Source organism: Marivita sp., assembly GCF_020055635.1.
Taxonomy (GTDB): Bacteria; Pseudomonadota; Alphaproteobacteria; order Rhodobacterales; family Rhodobacteraceae; genus Marivita.
Map to the genome: position 1 here is coordinate 37,836 of NZ_JAIPUT010000030.1, position 14,986 is coordinate 52,821.

General features: G+C 63.8%; 20 protein-coding genes. All 20 read left to right on the forward strand.

Going from position 1 to position 14,986, the window contains the following annotated elements:
• Nucleotides 1-2 precede the first annotated feature (2 nt).
• Entirely contained in the window at nucleotides 3-854 is an 852-nt protein-coding gene (locus LCF60_RS14520; protein ID WP_292292726.1) for a hydroxymethylglutaryl-CoA lyase, read from the forward strand.
• The gene (locus LCF60_RS14525; protein ID WP_292292727.1) at nucleotides 851-1,627 is read left to right on the forward strand and encodes a crotonase/enoyl-CoA hydratase family protein; all 777 of its coding nucleotides are present in this window, start codon (nucleotides 851-853) and stop codon (nucleotides 1,625-1,627) included. The genes LCF60_RS14520 and LCF60_RS14525 overlap by 4 nt, the downstream gene beginning before the upstream one ends.
• A complete protein-coding gene (locus tag LCF60_RS14530; protein WP_292292728.1) occupies nucleotides 1,624-1,995 on the forward strand; it encodes a hypothetical protein in 372 nt (123 codons plus the stop codon). Before LCF60_RS14525 ends, LCF60_RS14530 begins: the two co-directional genes overlap by 4 nt.
• A gap of 421 nt (nucleotides 1,996-2,416) precedes the next feature.
• Nucleotides 2,417-2,782 carry an NADH-quinone oxidoreductase subunit A gene (locus tag LCF60_RS14535; RefSeq protein ID WP_292292729.1) on the forward strand — a complete coding sequence of 122 codons (366 nt, stop codon included), beginning with the start codon at nucleotides 2,417-2,419 and terminating at the stop codon, nucleotides 2,780-2,782.
• Nucleotides 2,782-3,306 (forward strand): NADH-quinone oxidoreductase subunit B, encoded by a 525-nt coding sequence (locus LCF60_RS14540; RefSeq protein WP_292292750.1) that lies wholly within the window; start codon nucleotides 2,782-2,784, stop codon nucleotides 3,304-3,306. The genes LCF60_RS14535 and LCF60_RS14540 overlap by 1 nt, the downstream gene beginning before the upstream one ends.
• The gene (locus tag LCF60_RS14545) at nucleotides 3,303-3,914 is read left to right on the forward strand and encodes an NADH-quinone oxidoreductase subunit C (RefSeq protein WP_292292730.1); all 612 of its coding nucleotides are present in this window, start codon (nucleotides 3,303-3,305) and stop codon (nucleotides 3,912-3,914) included. Before LCF60_RS14540 ends, LCF60_RS14545 begins: the two co-directional genes overlap by 4 nt.
• The gene (locus LCF60_RS14550; protein WP_292292732.1) at nucleotides 3,914-4,087 is read left to right on the forward strand and encodes a hypothetical protein; all 174 of its coding nucleotides are present in this window, start codon (nucleotides 3,914-3,916) and stop codon (nucleotides 4,085-4,087) included. Before LCF60_RS14545 ends, LCF60_RS14550 begins: the two co-directional genes overlap by 1 nt.
• 73 nt (nucleotides 4,088-4,160) lie before the next feature.
• Nucleotides 4,161-5,102, forward strand: a complete 942-nt coding sequence (locus tag LCF60_RS14555; RefSeq protein WP_292292733.1) for a sulfotransferase — start codon at nucleotides 4,161-4,163, stop codon at nucleotides 5,100-5,102.
• Between the two features lie 230 nt (nucleotides 5,103-5,332).
• Nucleotides 5,333-6,562 carry an NADH-quinone oxidoreductase subunit D gene (locus tag LCF60_RS14560; protein WP_292292735.1) on the forward strand — a complete coding sequence of 410 codons (1,230 nt, stop codon included), beginning with the start codon at nucleotides 5,333-5,335 and terminating at the stop codon, nucleotides 6,560-6,562.
• Nucleotides 6,559-6,846 carry a hypothetical protein gene (locus tag LCF60_RS14565; protein WP_292292736.1) on the forward strand — a complete coding sequence of 96 codons (288 nt, stop codon included), beginning with the start codon at nucleotides 6,559-6,561 and terminating at the stop codon, nucleotides 6,844-6,846. The genes LCF60_RS14560 and LCF60_RS14565 overlap by 4 nt, the downstream gene beginning before the upstream one ends.
• The gene (locus LCF60_RS14570) at nucleotides 6,843-7,154 is read left to right on the forward strand and encodes a hypothetical protein (RefSeq protein ID WP_292292738.1); all 312 of its coding nucleotides are present in this window, start codon (nucleotides 6,843-6,845) and stop codon (nucleotides 7,152-7,154) included. Before LCF60_RS14565 ends, LCF60_RS14570 begins: the two co-directional genes overlap by 4 nt.
• An 8-nt stretch (nucleotides 7,155-7,162) precedes the next feature.
• On the forward strand, nucleotides 7,163-8,416 hold the full coding sequence (locus tag LCF60_RS14575) for an NADH-quinone oxidoreductase subunit E (protein ID WP_292292739.1): 1,254 nt from the start codon (nucleotides 7,163-7,165) through the stop codon (nucleotides 8,414-8,416).
• A gap of 50 nt (nucleotides 8,417-8,466) precedes the next feature.
• A complete protein-coding gene (locus LCF60_RS14580) occupies nucleotides 8,467-9,327 on the forward strand; it encodes an endonuclease (protein WP_292292740.1) in 861 nt (286 codons plus the stop codon).
• A gap of 19 nt (nucleotides 9,328-9,346) precedes the next feature.
• On the forward strand, nucleotides 9,347-9,565 hold the full coding sequence (locus LCF60_RS14585) for a DUF5337 domain-containing protein (protein ID WP_292292742.1): 219 nt from the start codon (nucleotides 9,347-9,349) through the stop codon (nucleotides 9,563-9,565).
• Between the two features lie 3 nt (nucleotides 9,566-9,568).
• Nucleotides 9,569-10,867 (forward strand): NADH-quinone oxidoreductase subunit NuoF, encoded by a 1,299-nt coding sequence (gene nuoF, locus LCF60_RS14590; RefSeq protein ID WP_292292743.1) that lies wholly within the window; start codon nucleotides 9,569-9,571, stop codon nucleotides 10,865-10,867.
• Nucleotides 10,868-11,059: 192 nt separating this feature from the next.
• Complete coding sequence (locus LCF60_RS14595; protein WP_292292744.1) at nucleotides 11,060-11,392, forward strand: hypothetical protein; 333 nt, start codon at nucleotides 11,060-11,062, stop codon at nucleotides 11,390-11,392.
• A gap of 98 nt (nucleotides 11,393-11,490) precedes the next feature.
• Nucleotides 11,491-11,886: a DUF5333 domain-containing protein gene (locus LCF60_RS14600; protein WP_292292745.1), complete on the forward strand. Its 396-nt coding sequence runs from the start codon at nucleotides 11,491-11,493 to the stop codon at nucleotides 11,884-11,886.
• A 197-nt stretch (nucleotides 11,887-12,083) separates the two neighbouring features.
• The gene (gene nuoG / locus LCF60_RS14605; protein ID WP_292292746.1) at nucleotides 12,084-14,108 is read left to right on the forward strand and encodes an NADH-quinone oxidoreductase subunit NuoG; all 2,025 of its coding nucleotides are present in this window, start codon (nucleotides 12,084-12,086) and stop codon (nucleotides 14,106-14,108) included.
• A 44-nt stretch (nucleotides 14,109-14,152) separates the two neighbouring features.
• Complete coding sequence (locus LCF60_RS14610) at nucleotides 14,153-14,515, forward strand: hypothetical protein (protein ID WP_292292752.1); 363 nt, start codon at nucleotides 14,153-14,155, stop codon at nucleotides 14,513-14,515.
• 7 nt (nucleotides 14,516-14,522) lie between these two features.
• The coding region (locus LCF60_RS14615) for an NADH-quinone oxidoreductase subunit H (RefSeq protein WP_292292748.1) at nucleotides 14,523-14,986 on the forward strand (464 nt) is incomplete at its 3' end.

Sequence of the window (14,986 nt, forward strand, 5' to 3'; positions counted from 1 at the left end):
CATTGGCTGAACGGGTCGAGATATTCGAGGTGGGGCCGCGCGACGGGTTGCAGAACGAGGCGCGGCTGATCCCGGTGGAAGAGAAGATCGCGCTGGTGGATTGCCTGTCGCGCGCCGGGTTCCGGCGGATCGAATGCGCCAGTTTCGTTTCTCCGAAATGGGTGCCGCAGATGGCGGACTCGGGCACTGTGCTGGCGGGGATCACCCGCGTGCCGGGCGTGTCCTATGCGGCCCTGACGCCGAACATGCGCGGCTTCGAGGACGCGGTGGCGGCGCGGGCCGATGAGGTGGCGATCTTTGGATCGGCCTCGGAAGGGTTTTCCCGCGCCAACATCAACGCGACCATCGCCGAAAGCCTCGAGCGGTTCGCGCCGGTGGCCGAAGTGGCCGCTGCGGCGGGCATTCCGGTGCGGGGCTACGTGTCCTGCGTGGTGGAATGCCCCTATGACGGGGCGGTTGCGCCTGCGGATGTGGCGCGGGTGGTGGCGGCGCTGCGGGACATGGGGTGTTATGAAGTGTCCCTGGGCGACACGATCGGACGGGCGAGGCCCGAGGGGATCGTGGCGATGCTGGAGGCGGTGCTGGGCGAGATGCCGGCGGACCGGCTTGCGGGCCATTACCATGACACGGGCGGGCTTGCCTGCGACAATATCGAGGCGTCGCTGGGGCTTGGGCTGCGGGTGTTCGACGCGGCGGTCGGTGGTCTTGGCGGGTGCCCCTATGCGCCGGGGGCGGCGGGCAATGTCGCGACCGAGGCGGTGGCGGCGCGGGTGGCCGCGCTGGGATATGCACATGGGCTGGACATGGACGTGGTGGCCGAGGCCGCCGATATGGCACGGGAGATGCGGGGATGAACGTGATCCGGGTGGAGACCGATGCGCGGGGCGTGGCGACGCTGACGCTGGCGCGGGCCGAGAAGCACAACGCGCTGTCGGCGCAGATGATGACCGAGCTGGAGCAGGCAGCGCGGGATCTGGCGGCGGACCGCGCGGTACGTGTGGTGGTGCTGGCCGCCGAGGGCAGGAGTTTCTGCGCAGGTGGCGATCTGGCCTGGATGCGCGCGCAGTTCGACATGGACGCGGATACGCGCAGGGTGGAGAGCCGCCGGATCGCGACGGTTCTGGGCGCCTTGTATGACCTGCCGCAACCGCTGATCGGGCGGGTGCAGGGCAATGCGCTTGGCGGCGGCGTGGGGCTTGTATCGGTCTGCGACGTGGCGATCGGCGTGCCGTCGGCCAAGCTGGGGTTGACCGAAACGCGGCTCGGGCTGATCCCGGCCAATATCGGGCCCTACGTGCTGGCGCGCATGGGCGGCACGCGGGCATCCGAAGTGTTCATGTCGGCGCGTGTGTTCGACGCCGACGAGGCCGTCCGGTTGAACCTGCTGAGCCGGACCGTTGACGCGGACGGGCTGGACGCGGCGGTCGAGGCCGAGATCCTGCCCTACCTGTCCTGCGCGCCGGGAGCCGTGGCCGAGGCCAAGGCGCTGATGCGCGACCTGTCGGGGCGGGTGAGCCACGCGCAGGTCGACATGGCCATCGACGCGCTGGCGGCACGCTGGCAGTCGGACGAGGCGCGCGAGGGCGTGGCCGCGTTTTTCGACAAGCGCGCGCCCGGCTGGCAGTGACGGTTCAGATCGCGCATCTTTACGCGTCGGCCTGTCTGGCCATCGTTTTCTTTCAGATCGCTCTGATCGTCGGGGCCCCCTTGGGAGCCTATACCCAGGGCGGCAGGTTCGAGGGCGCCTTGCCGCTTGCGGGGCGCATCGCGGCAGCGGTGTCGATCCCGGTGGTCCTGTTCCAGGCGCTGGCGATCCTGTCGGCGGCAGGGTTTCCCGGGCTTGGTTGGCCGGCCTGGACCGGTTGGGTCGCCTTTGCAGTGCAGGTCGCGACCACGGGTCTCAACTGGATCACGCCATCGAAACCGGAACGCGCGGTCTGGGGTCCGGTGACATCGGTCATGTCGGCAATGGCTTTGGTGGTGTTGACCGCGTGAGGCATCGGACATGCCGCGCGCCGGGACAGGGCGTGCAGGGGGCAACGGCTTGCCATGGTGGCGCGGGTGGTGCGCGATCGGGACTTGGGTCTGGTTCTCCGAGCGCCCGGCACGGGGACGAAGGCGTCTGCTGCCGCCAGGGGACTGACAAGGCCTGTGCGGAGCGACTGGACCGAACGGTGAACACGATCCCGCGACGCAACGGCGCGGTGCGGGGAGGCCGGTGGATTCGGCGGATTGCCGCATCCTGTTCTAATCGGGACGAAAAATGCGGCAAACGCCAAGAAAACATGCAAAATTGACAGGGCCTAAGATCTCGCGCCGCGGTTGACCCTTCCGGGGTACGGGAGTACATCAGCCCCAAGTCAACCTCGCCACTTGACGGCGCGCGTCGTCGCGCGATGGGAAAAGGAGCCTCGTCTTGGAAGACATGCTGCGGGAATACCTGCCGATCCTCGTGTTTCTGGCCATAGCCATCGGGCTGGGTCTCGTGTTGATCCTTGCCGCCGTGGTGATCGCGGTGCGCCGTCCCGACCCCGAAAAGGTGTCGGCCTACGAATGCGGCTTCAACGCGTTCGATGATGCCCGGATGAAATTCGACGTGCGGTTCTACCTCGTGTCGATCCTCTTCATCATCTTCGACCTGGAAATCGCGTTCCTGTTTCCGTGGGCAGTGGCCTTTCAGGACATCAGCATGACCGCCTTCTGGTCGATGATGGTGTTCCTTGGCGTGCTGACCATCGGCTTTGCCTATGAATGGAAGAAGGGAGCTCTCGAATGGGAGTGATGACCGGAGCCAATACAGCCCAGGCGGACAAGGAAACCGCGACCCAGGCGCTGAACGCGGAACTGTCGGACAAGGGCTTTCTGCTGACCTCGACCGAGGACATCATCAACTGGGCGCGCACCGGGTCGCTGCACTGGATGACCTTCGGTCTGGCCTGCTGCGCGGTCGAGATGATGCACACCTCGATGCCGCGCTATGACCTTGAACGCTTTGGCACCGCGCCGCGCGCATCTCCGCGCCAGTCGGACCTGATGATCGTGGCAGGCACGCTGACCAACAAGATGGCGCCGGCCTTGCGCAAGGTCTACGACCAGATGCCGGAGCCGCGCTACGTGATCTCGATGGGCAGCTGCGCCAATGGCGGGGGCTATTACCACTACAGCTACAGCGTCGTGCGCGGCTGTGACCGGATCGTGCCGGTCGATGTCTATGTGCCGGGCTGCCCGCCGACGGCAGAGGCGCTGCTTTACGGGATCATGGCGCTGCAACGCAAGATCCGCCGGACGGGGACGATTGTACGATGAGCGACGCGCTGAATGAACTTGGTCAGCATATCGAGCTGAAGCGCCCGGATTGCGTGATCGCCTGGGATGTGACGTTCGGAGAGCTGAACGTCGATGTGGCGCTGCCGAACATCGTCGGGTTCGTCGAGTTTCTGAAGACCGACCCGACATGCCGGTTCTCGACCCTCGTGGACATCACCGCGGTGGATTACCCGGAGCGGGCCAAGCGCTTCGACGTGGTGTACCACTTCCTGTCGATGTACCAGAACCACCGCATCAGGCTGCGCGTCGGTGTGCGCGAAGAAGAGATGGTGCCTTCGGTGACGGGGGTGCATCCCAGCGCCAACTGGTTCGAGCGCGAGGTGTTCGACATGTTCGGCATCCTGTTCTCGGGACATCCGGACCTGCGTCGGATCCTCACCGATTACGGCTTTCGCGGCTATCCGCTGCGCAAGGATTTTCCGACCACGGGCTATACCGAAGTGCGCTACGACGAAGAGAAGAAGCGCGTGGTCTACGAACCGGTGAACCTTGTTCAGGAATATCGCCAGTTCGATTTCATGTCGCCGTGGGAAGGTGCGCAATACGTGCTGCCGGGTGACGAGAAGCAAGACGGGAAGTCGGGCTGATGGAGTTCATCATCTGGCTGGTCGTCACGGCGGCGACGGTTGTCCCGATGTTGAAACTTTTGCCCCATTTCGGGGTTAACAAGAACTGGGCTTTCGCTGCGGTGATCCCGCTTGGAGCGCTTGTTCTGCTCTGGGTCATGGCGATGAAGCTGCAAGAGTTGGAGAAACGGTAATGCGCGCGTTTTCCCATGAAGCAACGGGAAACACGGTCGGAATGGCGGCGACGCCAGTTCCGGGAGGCATGGCATGACCCAGCCCGCGGCGCATACCAGGACATTCGACAGTTTCGACGGGTTGAAGAGGTTCTTCTATTGCGTCGGCGCGCAAAAGACTGCCACGACCTGGCTTTACGTGATGCTGCGGCATCATCCCGACTGTCACATGGCGCCGACCAAGGAAGTGCGCTTCTGGGACAATTTTCGCCGCGAGGGCGGCAACCCATATGCGCCCGGCGCAGCAGCACGATGGGCTGAAATGTCCCGCGAGCAGCTTCGAGACGCGGCCAGACGGCTGCAATTGCAAAAGCTACCGGAGGCCTTTGCCGAGAAAAAGCGCGCCGATGCCTTTTCGGATCTTGTCGCGAACCCCTCTATTGCCGCCTATGTGGAATTCGTGATGATGGGCTACAAGGGGCAGGCCGTTGCAGGCGAGATGACGCCGGCCTACGCGCTGCTCGAAAGTGCGGTCTTTGCGGAAATGGCAGAGCTTCACCCCGACAGCCGGTTCATTTTCATCATGCGTGATCCTGTCGACCGCCTCTGGTCCGGCGTGCGGCATCGTCACAAGCTCGACGCGCGCGACAAGGGGATCGCGGTGGAAAGCGATGGCTTGCTCGCGTCGTTCGAGACCGCCGTCGAGGATGGCGACAACGTTGCGTTGGCGCAGAGCGATTACACGCGGACGATCCGCAAATTGGAAGCTGCCGTGCCGCGCGATCGGATCCTGTATCTCTTTTACGAAACCCTGTTCGAGCAAGACGAGCTTGCGCGGCTGAAGGATTTTCTGGGATTCGAGGAGATGCCTGTGGATTCCGACCAGCGGTACAATGTCGGGATCAGCCAGGAACTCGAGCTGCCGCAGCCGCTTCGGGCGCGCGCGCGGCGTGTTCTTGCTCCGGTTTATGAATTCGCGTCCGACCGGTTCGGTGACGACCTGCCGCGCGAATGGCATCAGCTTGATGCGGCATGACGGATGAGGGCTGACGACATGATGAGCGCAGTGCAGTCAAGACAGGCAGCCGGAGCGGATGCGCGGTTGGCACCGGCCCGGACCGCGGCGAAGCCCTGTGCGCGCGGACACGGCCTTGGCACGGGTCGCGCAACTTCTTGGGTTCGTCCATCAGGGCGGATCATAGACATTTTTGACCAATGTGGACCGGACGGAACCCCGTCCGGATGCGGAGGGATGAGGAGAGCATGATGGACGGCTCCAAATTCGACGATGGCAGCATCGACGCGGTCTCTGGCGAACAGAGCATCCGCAACTTCAACATCAACTTCGGCCCGCAACACCCTGCGGCGCATGGTGTTTTGCGACTGGTCCTTGAACTGGACGGCGAGATTGTGGATCGCTGCGATCCGCATATCGGCTTGCTGCACCGGGGCACCGAAAAGCTGATGGAAAGCCGGACATACCTGCAGAACCTGCCGTATTTCGACCGGCTGGATTACGTCGCGCCGATGAACCAGGAACATGCGTGGTGCCTCGTGATCGAGAAACTTACCGGTGTGCAGGTGCCGCGTCGCGCCTCGTTGATCCGGGTGCTGTATTCGGAAATCGGCCGCATCCTGTCGCATCTGCTGAACGTGACGACGCAAGCGATGGACGTGGGCGCGCTCACACCGCCGCTCTGGGGCTTCGAAGAGCGCGAAAAGTTGATGATCTTCTACGAACGGGCCTGTGGCGCGCGCCTGCATGCGGCCTATTTCCGGCCCGGCGGGGTGCATCAGGACCTGTCCGCAGATCTGCTCGACGACATCGAGGAATGGTGCGAGACCTTCCCCAAGGTGCTTGACGACATCGACGGGCTGCTGACCGAGAACCGGATCTTCAAACAGCGCAACGCGGATATCGGCATCGTGAGCGAAGAGGAGATTCAGGAGTGGGGCTTTTCGGGCGTGATGGTGCGCGGCTCTGGCCTTGCCTGGGATTTGCGTCGCGCGCAGCCCTATGAATGCTACGACGAGTTCGACTTCCAGATCCCCGTGGGCAAGAACGGCGATTGCTACGATCGCTACCTCGTCCGCATGGCGGAAATGCGCGAAAGCGTGAAGATCATGATGCAGGCGATCGAAAAGCTGCGCGCGCCCGAAGGGCAGGGTGAAATCCTGTCGCGTGGCAAGATCACGCCGCCGAAGCGATCCGAGATGAAGACCTCGATGGAAGCGCTGATCCATCACTTCAAGCTCTATACCGAAGGCTTCCATGTGCCCGAGGGCGAGGTCTATTGCGCGGTCGAGGCGCCGAAGGGCGAATTCGGCGTCTACCTCGTGGCCGATGGCACCAACCGACCCTACCGCGCCAAGCTGCGCGCGCCGGGCTTCCTGCATTTGCAGGCGATGGATCACGTCGCCAGCGGTCATCAGCTTGCCGATGTGGCGGCGATCATCGGCACGATGGATGTGGTGTTCGGAGAAATCGACAGATGAGCCCACGTGTTTTCGCCGCGCTGGCCGCATCGGGCCTGGTGTCCGCCTGTGCCCTGCCACCCGAAGGTGTGGGCCAGGAAGAGCTTGCGGCCTTCGACGAGGCCGTGGCCTCGATCGGGTGCGATCTGGTGGGCGAAACCGATTACCTCCCGGTCGAGCTTCAGACCGGGTTGACACGCGAGCAGGTGATCGAGGTCGCCGAGTTTCGGCTGGCGTCGGAACAGGCCGTGTCGCTGTCGAATGGCGGCATTCGCCTGATCACCGGAGAATGTGCGCCGGAATGAACCAGACGAGCTGGATATCCGCCGCACTGGTGTGCATGGCGTCGGTCGCGCCCGCGTTGCAGCGGGGCGAGTCGGATTACATGTTCTCGTCCGACCTGTTGGCCGTAGGGTTCGCGCCCTTCGGGACCGGTGGGGCCGGCAATACGCTTTACGGCATGACCGACGGGTCCGACATCTACCTGTGTTTCCTGTTCGACACGCCGGAGGATCAGGCCGCACGTCAAACCGCGCTTCTGGCCGAACTGGCCGGTGAGGCCGCTGACCGCACCATTCCGAATATTCCCGTTGTCTGCGTGATGACGCAATAGGATCTGATATGTTACGACGCCTTCACTCCGAACAACCCGAGAGTTTCGCCTTCACCCCGGCCAACCAGGCCTGGGCCGAGGCGCAGATCACCAAGTATCCCGAGGGCCGGCAGGCCAGCGCGATCATCCCGCTGTTGTGGCGCGCGCAGGAGCAGGAGGGCTGGTTGTCCCGCCCGGCGATCGAATCCGTCGCGGACATGCTGGGCATGGCCTATATGCGGGCGCTCGAAGTCGCTTCGTTCTACTTCATGTTCCAGCTGCAACCGGTTGGGTCTGTTGCGAATATCCAGATTTGCGGTACCACGTCCTGCATGATCTGCGGCGCCGAGGATCTGGTTGCGGTGTGCCGTGACAAGATCTCGCCAAAGCCGCATATGCTGTCTGCCGATGGCAAGCTGAGCTGGGAAGAAGTCGAATGCCTTGGTGCCTGTGCCAACGCGCCGATGGCGCAGATCGGCAAGGATTACTACGAAGATTTGACCGCCGACCGACTGGGCGAGATACTCGATGCGCTGGTCGCGGGCGAGGTGCCGGTTCCGGGTCCGCAGAACGGGCGCTACGCCGCCGAGCCGAAATCCGGGTTGACCAGCCTGACGGAATTCGCCGCCGACCGGCATCAGTACAACGCGTCGGTGCAGCTGGCGACGGATATCGGCGACACGGTCAAGCGCATCGATGGGACCGAGGTGCCTCTGTTGGCGCCGTGGCAGGGCGACGCGGCCAACAGGCCGGCACCGCCAGAGCCCGGTCCGGACAACCTGATGCCCCCGGCCGGCCCCGACGGGCCGCAGGGCGGCCGCTCCAAGGCGGACGCGGCGGCACCGCGTGACGTCGGCGAAGCGTCAGACAAGCGTTCCGAAGCTCCCGGCGAGGCCCCCGACGTGAAGGCGAAGGCCAAGCCGCGACCGGACGTGACCGCGAACCGGCACCCGGACGAGACCGCCGCGTCCAGTGCCGACGCGGCACCCGGCCTCAAGCCCGCGACGCTGAGCGCGCCCAAGGATGGCAAGGGTGACGACCTGAAAAAGATCAAGGGGATCGGTCCCAAGCTCGAGGCGCTGTGCAACCGGCTGGGCTTTTATCATTACGATCAAATCGCAAGCTGGACGGCTGAAGAAGTGGCATGGGTCGACCAGAATCTTGAAGGTTTCAAGGGCCGCGTGTCCCGCGATAATTGGGTCGATCAGGCCAAGACACTTGCCTCAGGCGGCGAGACGGAGTTTTCTGCACGTGTCGAGAAAGGTGATGTCAACGACAAGTGACATCCGGAACACGGACAGGGAGAGTACGAATGCAACAACGGAATTCCGGCATGAGTTGCCAGGTTGGGTCTTGGGCCTTGGCCGCAGGGGTGGGGCTGCTTGTCCTGGTCCTTCTGCTTGTGATCGGGGATTGGGCCGTGATGGCCGCGATCTTCATGGCTGGCTTGGCATTCCTGGTGCTGGGCGGGGTGTTCAGCTGGCTGTTCTGCCGCGATCTGCCCGCTCCGCGCGGACCCGGCAACATCGACACCAGCAAGGCGCGCGACACGTCGGCTCCGGCGCCGAAGACGGCGGCCCCCGCTGCGCCTGCAACGTCCAGCCCGACCGCGGCTGAATCCCCCGCGCCATCTTCGACTGTCGAAGTCGTGCCGCCTTCCGAGTCGGCCCCGTCCAGCGCGGACGCGCTGCCCGACGTCAGGACGGCATCGGCCTCGGCGGATGCCGAAGCGGGCGCGCAGGTCAAGCCGTCGACGCGGCTGGCCGGTGAGGAAGACCTGGCCTCGCGCAAGGGTGAATGGAAATACGATGGCGAATCCGGCACGTCTGCCGCCGCCGCACCGACCAGCGCCGCGATGGCGACGCCCGATGGCGACAAGAGCGGCGCCACCGAAGGCGGTGCCGAGGGCTCCAAGCCCGAGACCCTGTCTGCAGCGCGCGAAGGCGGGCCGGACAATCTCAAGGAAATCAAGGGTGTCGGCCCCAAGCTCGAGCAGTTGCTGCACTCGATGGGGTTCTATCATTTCGACCAGATCGCCAATTGGACGCCGGACGAGGTGGCCTGGGTCGATGACAACCTGCAAGGCTTCAAGGGCCGGGTGACCCGGGACAACTGGGTCGCGCAGGCAAAGACCCTCGCCGATGGCGGGGATACGGAATTCTCCAAGCGCGTCGGCAAGGGCGACGTGTACTGACGGGGGCGGAGACCGCATCATGAGCCGGGATTCGGAAGTGTCGCGCAAGGGACGGCGCACCGCGCTGTTCATCGCGGGCGTCGGCGTCTTCTGGATCCTGGCGACCGCCATCGGATCCCAATATGGCTGGAGCCAACGGATCCGGGCGCTGTTCGACCTCGCTGCACTGGCGGGGTTCGGGGCAGGACTTTGGATGACATACCAACTCTGGCGTGCGCGCCAGGCTGACAAGGATTGAGCAATGCTGAGCGATCAGGACCGGATCTTTACCAATATCTACGGGATGCATGACCGGACCCTCAAGGGAGCGCAGGCGCGCGGCCATTGGGATGGCACGGCCAGGCTTATCGAAAAGGGGCGCGACTGGATCATCGACGAGATGAAGGCGTCGGGTCTGCGCGGCCGCGGCGGCGCCGGGTTCCCGACAGGCCTCAAGTGGTCCTTCATGCCCAAGGAAAGCGACGGGCGGCCGGCCTACCTCGTGGTCAATGCCGACGAATCCGAACCGGGCACCTGCAAGGACCGCGAGATCATGCGCCACGATCCGCATACGCTGATCGAGGGCTGCCTGATCGCGTCCTTCGCGATGCAGGCGCATGCGTGCTACATCTACATTCGCGGCGAATACATCCGCGAGAAAGAGGCGCTTCAGATCGCCATCGACGAGGCCTACGAGGCCGGTCTGGTGGGCAAGAACGCCTCGGGGTCGGGCTGGGATTTCGACATCTACCTGCATCACGGCGCCGGCGCCTATATCTGCGGCGAGGAAACAGCCCTGCTGGAAAGCCTCGAAGGCAAGAAGGGCATGCCGCGCATGAAGCCGCCATTTCCGGCGGGCGCGGGGCTTTATGGCTGCCCGACCACGGTGAACAACGTGGAATCCATTGCCGTCGTGCCGACGATCCTGCGGCGCGGCGGGGAATGGTTCTCGGGCTTCGGCCGTCAGAACAACGCGGGCACAAAGCTGTTTGCGGTGTCGGGCCATGTGAACAATCCCTGTGTCGTCGAAGAGGCGATGAGCATTTCCTTCGAGGAACTGATCGACAAGCATTGCGGCGGCATTCGTGGCGGCTGGGACAACCTCAAGGCGGTGATCCCCGGCGGATCGTCTGTGCCCTGCGTGCGCGGCGAGAACATGCGCGATGCGATCATGGATTTCGATTACCTGCGCAGCGAACTGGGCTCGGGCCTGGGTACGGCGGCGGTGATCGTGATGGACAAGGACACCGACATCATCAAGGCGATCTGGCGTCTGTCGAAATTCTACAAGCACGAAAGTTGTGGCCAGTGCACGCCCTGTCGCGAAGGCACCGGCTGGATGATGCGGGTGATGGACCGGCTGGTGCGCGGCGAGGCCGAGGTCGAGGAAATCGACATGCTGTTCGACGTGACCAAGCAGGTCGAGGGCCACACGATCTGCGCGCTTGGCGATGCGGCGGCCTGGCCGATCCAGGGTCTGATCAAGAACTTCCGCGACGAGATCGAGGACCGGATCAAGGCGCAGAAGACGGGCCGGGTCAGTGCGGTGGCGGCGGAGTAGGCGGCAAGCCGTTTCGAAACGGCTTGTTCACGCGGTTTCGAAACCGCGTAGCCAAGGCCGTTCGAACGGCCTTGCGGAAAGGCGCTTCGAAGCGCCTTTTTTCGTCCCTGGAACCGCAAACCGGTCTCGGGGCTTGCAAGCGCATCGCGTCTGGGCGCATGGTGCCGCCAAGATTTCTGAAAGGGGAACACCATGAAAAAAGCATGGGTTTCGAGCACGCTCCTGGTTTTGCTGGCCGCCTGTGGCAGCAGCGATCTGGACACCATCACCTTTGAAGGCGCGCGATTCACCGGCGACTATCGCGTCGACCGCAGCGACCGCGCGGCTTTTGTCGCCCGTGGTGGTCCGGCCTCGGTCAGTCTTGACGGCGCGCGGCAGGCGGCAAAGTTCCAGGCTGTCCAGCACTGTATTTCCTATCTCGGAACGTCCGACGTGGCGTGGGTCAACGGGCCGGATGTCGCGGATGCCGCGCTGGTTGTCGAAGACAACGAGGTCGTGCTGTCGGGACGTTGCCGCGAACCCTGACCTGCCGTCACGTGACAGCAATTGACGGGTGATATTGAATATCGCTCCGGAGCCGCCCCATATTCATCTGGACGCAAGCAGGGAGATCCGACGATCCGATGCGACTTCTGACGACGACAGTGGCGGTGTTGCTGATGGCCGCCTCGACCGGACTTGCCAAGCCGCCCCTGCGGGATGTGGCCGAGATCGACGATGCGGTGATGGCCGTGGCCATTGCCGACGCCATCCGGAAATCCTGCGACGACATCAATGCGCGGTTGCTCCGGGCCTACACGACGCTCAATGGCCTCAAGTCGGACGCCCGTGCGCGCGGGTATACCGACGAAGAGGTCGAGGCCTACGTCACCTCGAAGTCGGAAAAAGCGCGCATGAAGGCCAAGGCCGAGCGGTTTCTTCAGGCCAACGGTGTCCGCCCCGACGATATCCCGGCACTGTGCCGGTTCGGCAAGGCGCAGATTCGGTCCCGGACCGAGATTGGCGAATTGCTCAGATAAACGCCGGATCGGCGCGGAACCGCCCGCCGGCGCGGCACTGCGAATCGTGGAACGCCGCGTCGATATTTCCCGTTATCTTTTTACGTGAACATCTGGCCTATTCGAGAGAGCCACGTTAGAAGGCGGGCGACGTCAGCCGATCGCCTCTTCGCCACGGCATCGACTGCGCCAGCCAAATGGGAACAAAGGGCTCGGGCATGTCTGACTTGCGCAAGATCATCATTGATGGAAACGAAGTTGAAGTAGAAGGCGCGATGACGCTGATCCAGGCCTGTGAACAGGTCGGGATCGAAGTGCCGCGATTCTGCTACCACGAGCGTCTGTCGATCGCGGGCAATTGCCGGATGTGTCTTGTCGAAGTCGTCGGTGGCCCGCCCAAGCCCGCAGCCAGCTGTGCGATGCAGGTCAAGGATCTGCGCCCCGGCAAGGATGGCGAACCGCCCGTGGTCAAGACCAATTCTCCGATGGTCAAGAAGGCGCGCGAAGGGGTGATGGAGTTCCTGCTCATCAACCATCCGCTGGATTGCCCGATCTGCGATCAGGGCGGCGAATGCGACCTGCAGGACCAGGCGATGGCCTATGGCGTGGATTTCAGCCGCTTCCGCGAGCCCAAGCGTGCGGTCGAGGATCTTGACCTTGGCCCGCTGGTCGAAACCCACATGACACGCTGCATTTCCTGCACCCGCTGCGTGCGCTTCACCACCGAGGTGGCGGGCATCAGCCAGATGGGCCAGACCGGCCGGGGTGAGGACAGCGAGATCACGTCCTATCTCGGCGAAACGCTCGATTCCAACCTTCAGGGCAACATCATCGATCTGTGCCCGGTGGGCGCATTGGTGTCCAAGCCCTATGCGTTTACCGCCCGTCCGTGGGAACTGTCGAAGACCGAATCCATCGACGTGATGGATGCGCTTGGGTCCAACATCCGTGTCGATACCAAGGGCCGCGAAGTCATGCGGTTCCTGCCGCGGAACCATGATGGCGTGAACGAGGAATGGATTTCCGACAAGACGCGTTTTGTCTGGGACGGTCTGCGCAAGCAACGCCTCGACAAGCCCTATGTGCGTGAAAACGGAAAGCTGCGCCCGTCCACATGGCCCGAGGCGCTGACCAAAGCCGCCGAGGCGATGAAGGGCAAGAAGATTGCCGGTCTCGTGGGTGATCTCGTCCCGGTCGAGGCGGCCTATGCGCTGAAATCCCTGATCGAGGGGCAGGGCGGCAGCGTCGAGTGCCGGACCGATGGGGCAAAGCTGCCCGCGGGCAACCGGTCGGGCTATGTCGGCACGGCGGCCATCGAAGACATCGACGATGCCGACATGATCCTGCTGATCGGCACCAACCCGCGCGATGAGGCGCCGGTGCTGAACGCACGCATCCGCAAGGCCTGGGCCGCGGGAGCACAGGTTGCCGTGATCGGGGAAGCGGTTGATCTGACCTATGACTATTACCATGCAGGCACCGATCGCGCCGCGTTGCAGGCGATGATCGACAAGGGTGTGTCGGACGAGACACGTGACGAAAAGAACACAATCGTGATCGTCGGTCAGGGCGCGCTGCGCGAAGCCGATGGCGCGGCGGTTCTGGCGGCGGCGCAGAAGATGGCCGAGATCTCGGGCGCGGGTTTCCTGGTGTTGCACACTGCCGCTGGCCGTGTGGGCGCGATGGATGCGGGCTGCACCACCGAAGGCGGCATGGACGCGGCGATCGACGGGGCCGAGGTGATTTACAACCTTGGGGCCGACGAGGTCGAGATCGCGACGGGTGCCTTTGTCATCTACCAGGGCAGCCACGGGGATCGCGGCGCGCACCGCGCCGACATCATCCTGCCGGGCGCCGCCTATACCGAGGAGCAGGGCCTGTTCGTCAATACCGAAGGCCGCCCGCAACTGGCACTGCGCGCCAGCTTTGCACCGGGTGAGGCCAAGGAAAACTGGGCGATCCTGCGGGCCTTGTCGGCGGAACTGGGTGCGACGCTTCCTTTCGACAGCCTTGCGCAGTTGCGACAGAAGCTGGTCGCGGACGCGCCGCATCTGACGCAGATCGACCAAGTGCCGGAAAACGACTGGCAGGCAGAGCCGACGGGCAAGCTGGGCGAGGCGGCTTTCCGCAACGCCATTCAGGATTTCTATCTGACCAATCCGATTGCGCGGGCCAGTTCCCTGATGGCCGAGTTGTCTGCGGGCGCGCGCGCCCGCAAGGACACCAAGATCGCGGCGGAGTGAGCGGGGTGCGCCACCCGGCGGTCATAACAACTGTTGCTCTGGCGATGGCGGGCGGTTTGTCGGGGTGTGACGCCGCGCAGCCCATGGATCAGAGGTTCGCGCCCGAGTACAAGGGGGTTGCGACCACCTTGCTGGACGGTGACCTGGTGCAGTTCGATGTGGCGATGCGCGGCGCGCGCGGCGCGTCGGATGTCGAAGACTATGCCGAATGTGCGGCGGCGCAATACGCCCTGATCCGGGGCTACGGGTTCGCGCGGCATTTGCGCACAAATGTATACGAAGAGGCTGGCCTCTGGCGAGGAGATGCGGTTTACACCATCTCGCCGGCGCTGCCCCGTGGGGTGCGGACCCTCGACGCCGAAGTCGTGACCGCCTCCTGCGTTGAAAACGGAATACCGATGGTTTGAGGACGTGATGGCTGATTTCTTTAACACCAACGCCGGGATCGGCTTGATCATCGTGGCACAATGCCTTGCGGTAGTGGGCTTCGTGATGATCAGCCTTCTGTTCCTCGTCTATGGCGACCGCAAAATCTGGGCGGCCGTCCAGATGCGGCGCGGACCCAACGTCGTGGGGGCCTACGGCCTGCTGCAAACGGTGGCTGACGCGCTGAAATACGTGGTGAAAGAGGTCGTCGTGCCTGCGGGGGCCGACAAGCCGGTCTTCATGCTGGCCCCGATGACATCCTTCGTGCTGGCGATGATGCTCTGGGCGGTGATCCCATTCAACGACACTTGGGTTCTGGCAGACATCAACGTGGCGATCCTCTACGTTTTCGCGATCTCGTCGCTCGAAGTTTACGGCGTGATCAGGGGCGGATGGGCCTCGAACTCGAAATACCCGTTCCTCGGGTCGCTGCGGTCGGCGGCGCAGATGAT

Bases quoted from the DNA above. Each gene is read 5' to 3' on its own strand.
- LCF60_RS14525 (WP_292292727.1), top strand. From the start codon at position 851: ATGAACGTGATCCGGGTGGAGACCGATGCGCGGGGCGTGGCGACGCTG.
- LCF60_RS14540 (WP_292292750.1), top strand. From the start codon at position 2,782: ATGACCGGAGCCAATACAGCCCAGGCGGACAAGGAAACCGCGACCCAG.
- LCF60_RS14545 (WP_292292730.1), top strand. From the start codon at position 3,303: ATGAGCGACGCGCTGAATGAACTTGGTCAGCATATCGAGCTGAAGCGC.
- LCF60_RS14550 (WP_292292732.1), top strand. From the start codon at position 3,914: ATGGAGTTCATCATCTGGCTGGTCGTCACGGCGGCGACGGTTGTCCCG.
- LCF60_RS14555 (WP_292292733.1), top strand. From the start codon at position 4,161: ATGACCCAGCCCGCGGCGCATACCAGGACATTCGACAGTTTCGACGGG.
- LCF60_RS14560 (WP_292292735.1), top strand. From the start codon at position 5,333: ATGGACGGCTCCAAATTCGACGATGGCAGCATCGACGCGGTCTCTGGC.
- LCF60_RS14565 (WP_292292736.1), top strand. From the start codon at position 6,559: ATGAGCCCACGTGTTTTCGCCGCGCTGGCCGCATCGGGCCTGGTGTCC.
- LCF60_RS14570 (WP_292292738.1), top strand. From the start codon at position 6,843: ATGAACCAGACGAGCTGGATATCCGCCGCACTGGTGTGCATGGCGTCG.
- LCF60_RS14575 (WP_292292739.1), top strand. From the start codon at position 7,163: ATGTTACGACGCCTTCACTCCGAACAACCCGAGAGTTTCGCCTTCACC.
- LCF60_RS14580 (WP_292292740.1), top strand. From the start codon at position 8,467: ATGAGTTGCCAGGTTGGGTCTTGGGCCTTGGCCGCAGGGGTGGGGCTG.
- LCF60_RS14585 (WP_292292742.1), top strand. From the start codon at position 9,347: ATGAGCCGGGATTCGGAAGTGTCGCGCAAGGGACGGCGCACCGCGCTG.
- nuoF (WP_292292743.1), top strand. From the start codon at position 9,569: ATGCTGAGCGATCAGGACCGGATCTTTACCAATATCTACGGGATGCAT.
- LCF60_RS14595 (WP_292292744.1), top strand. From the start codon at position 11,060: ATGAAAAAAGCATGGGTTTCGAGCACGCTCCTGGTTTTGCTGGCCGCC.
- LCF60_RS14600 (WP_292292745.1), top strand. From the start codon at position 11,491: ATGCGACTTCTGACGACGACAGTGGCGGTGTTGCTGATGGCCGCCTCG.
- nuoG (WP_292292746.1), top strand. From the start codon at position 12,084: ATGTCTGACTTGCGCAAGATCATCATTGATGGAAACGAAGTTGAAGTA.
- LCF60_RS14610 (WP_292292752.1), top strand. From the start codon at position 14,153: ATGGCGGGCGGTTTGTCGGGGTGTGACGCCGCGCAGCCCATGGATCAG.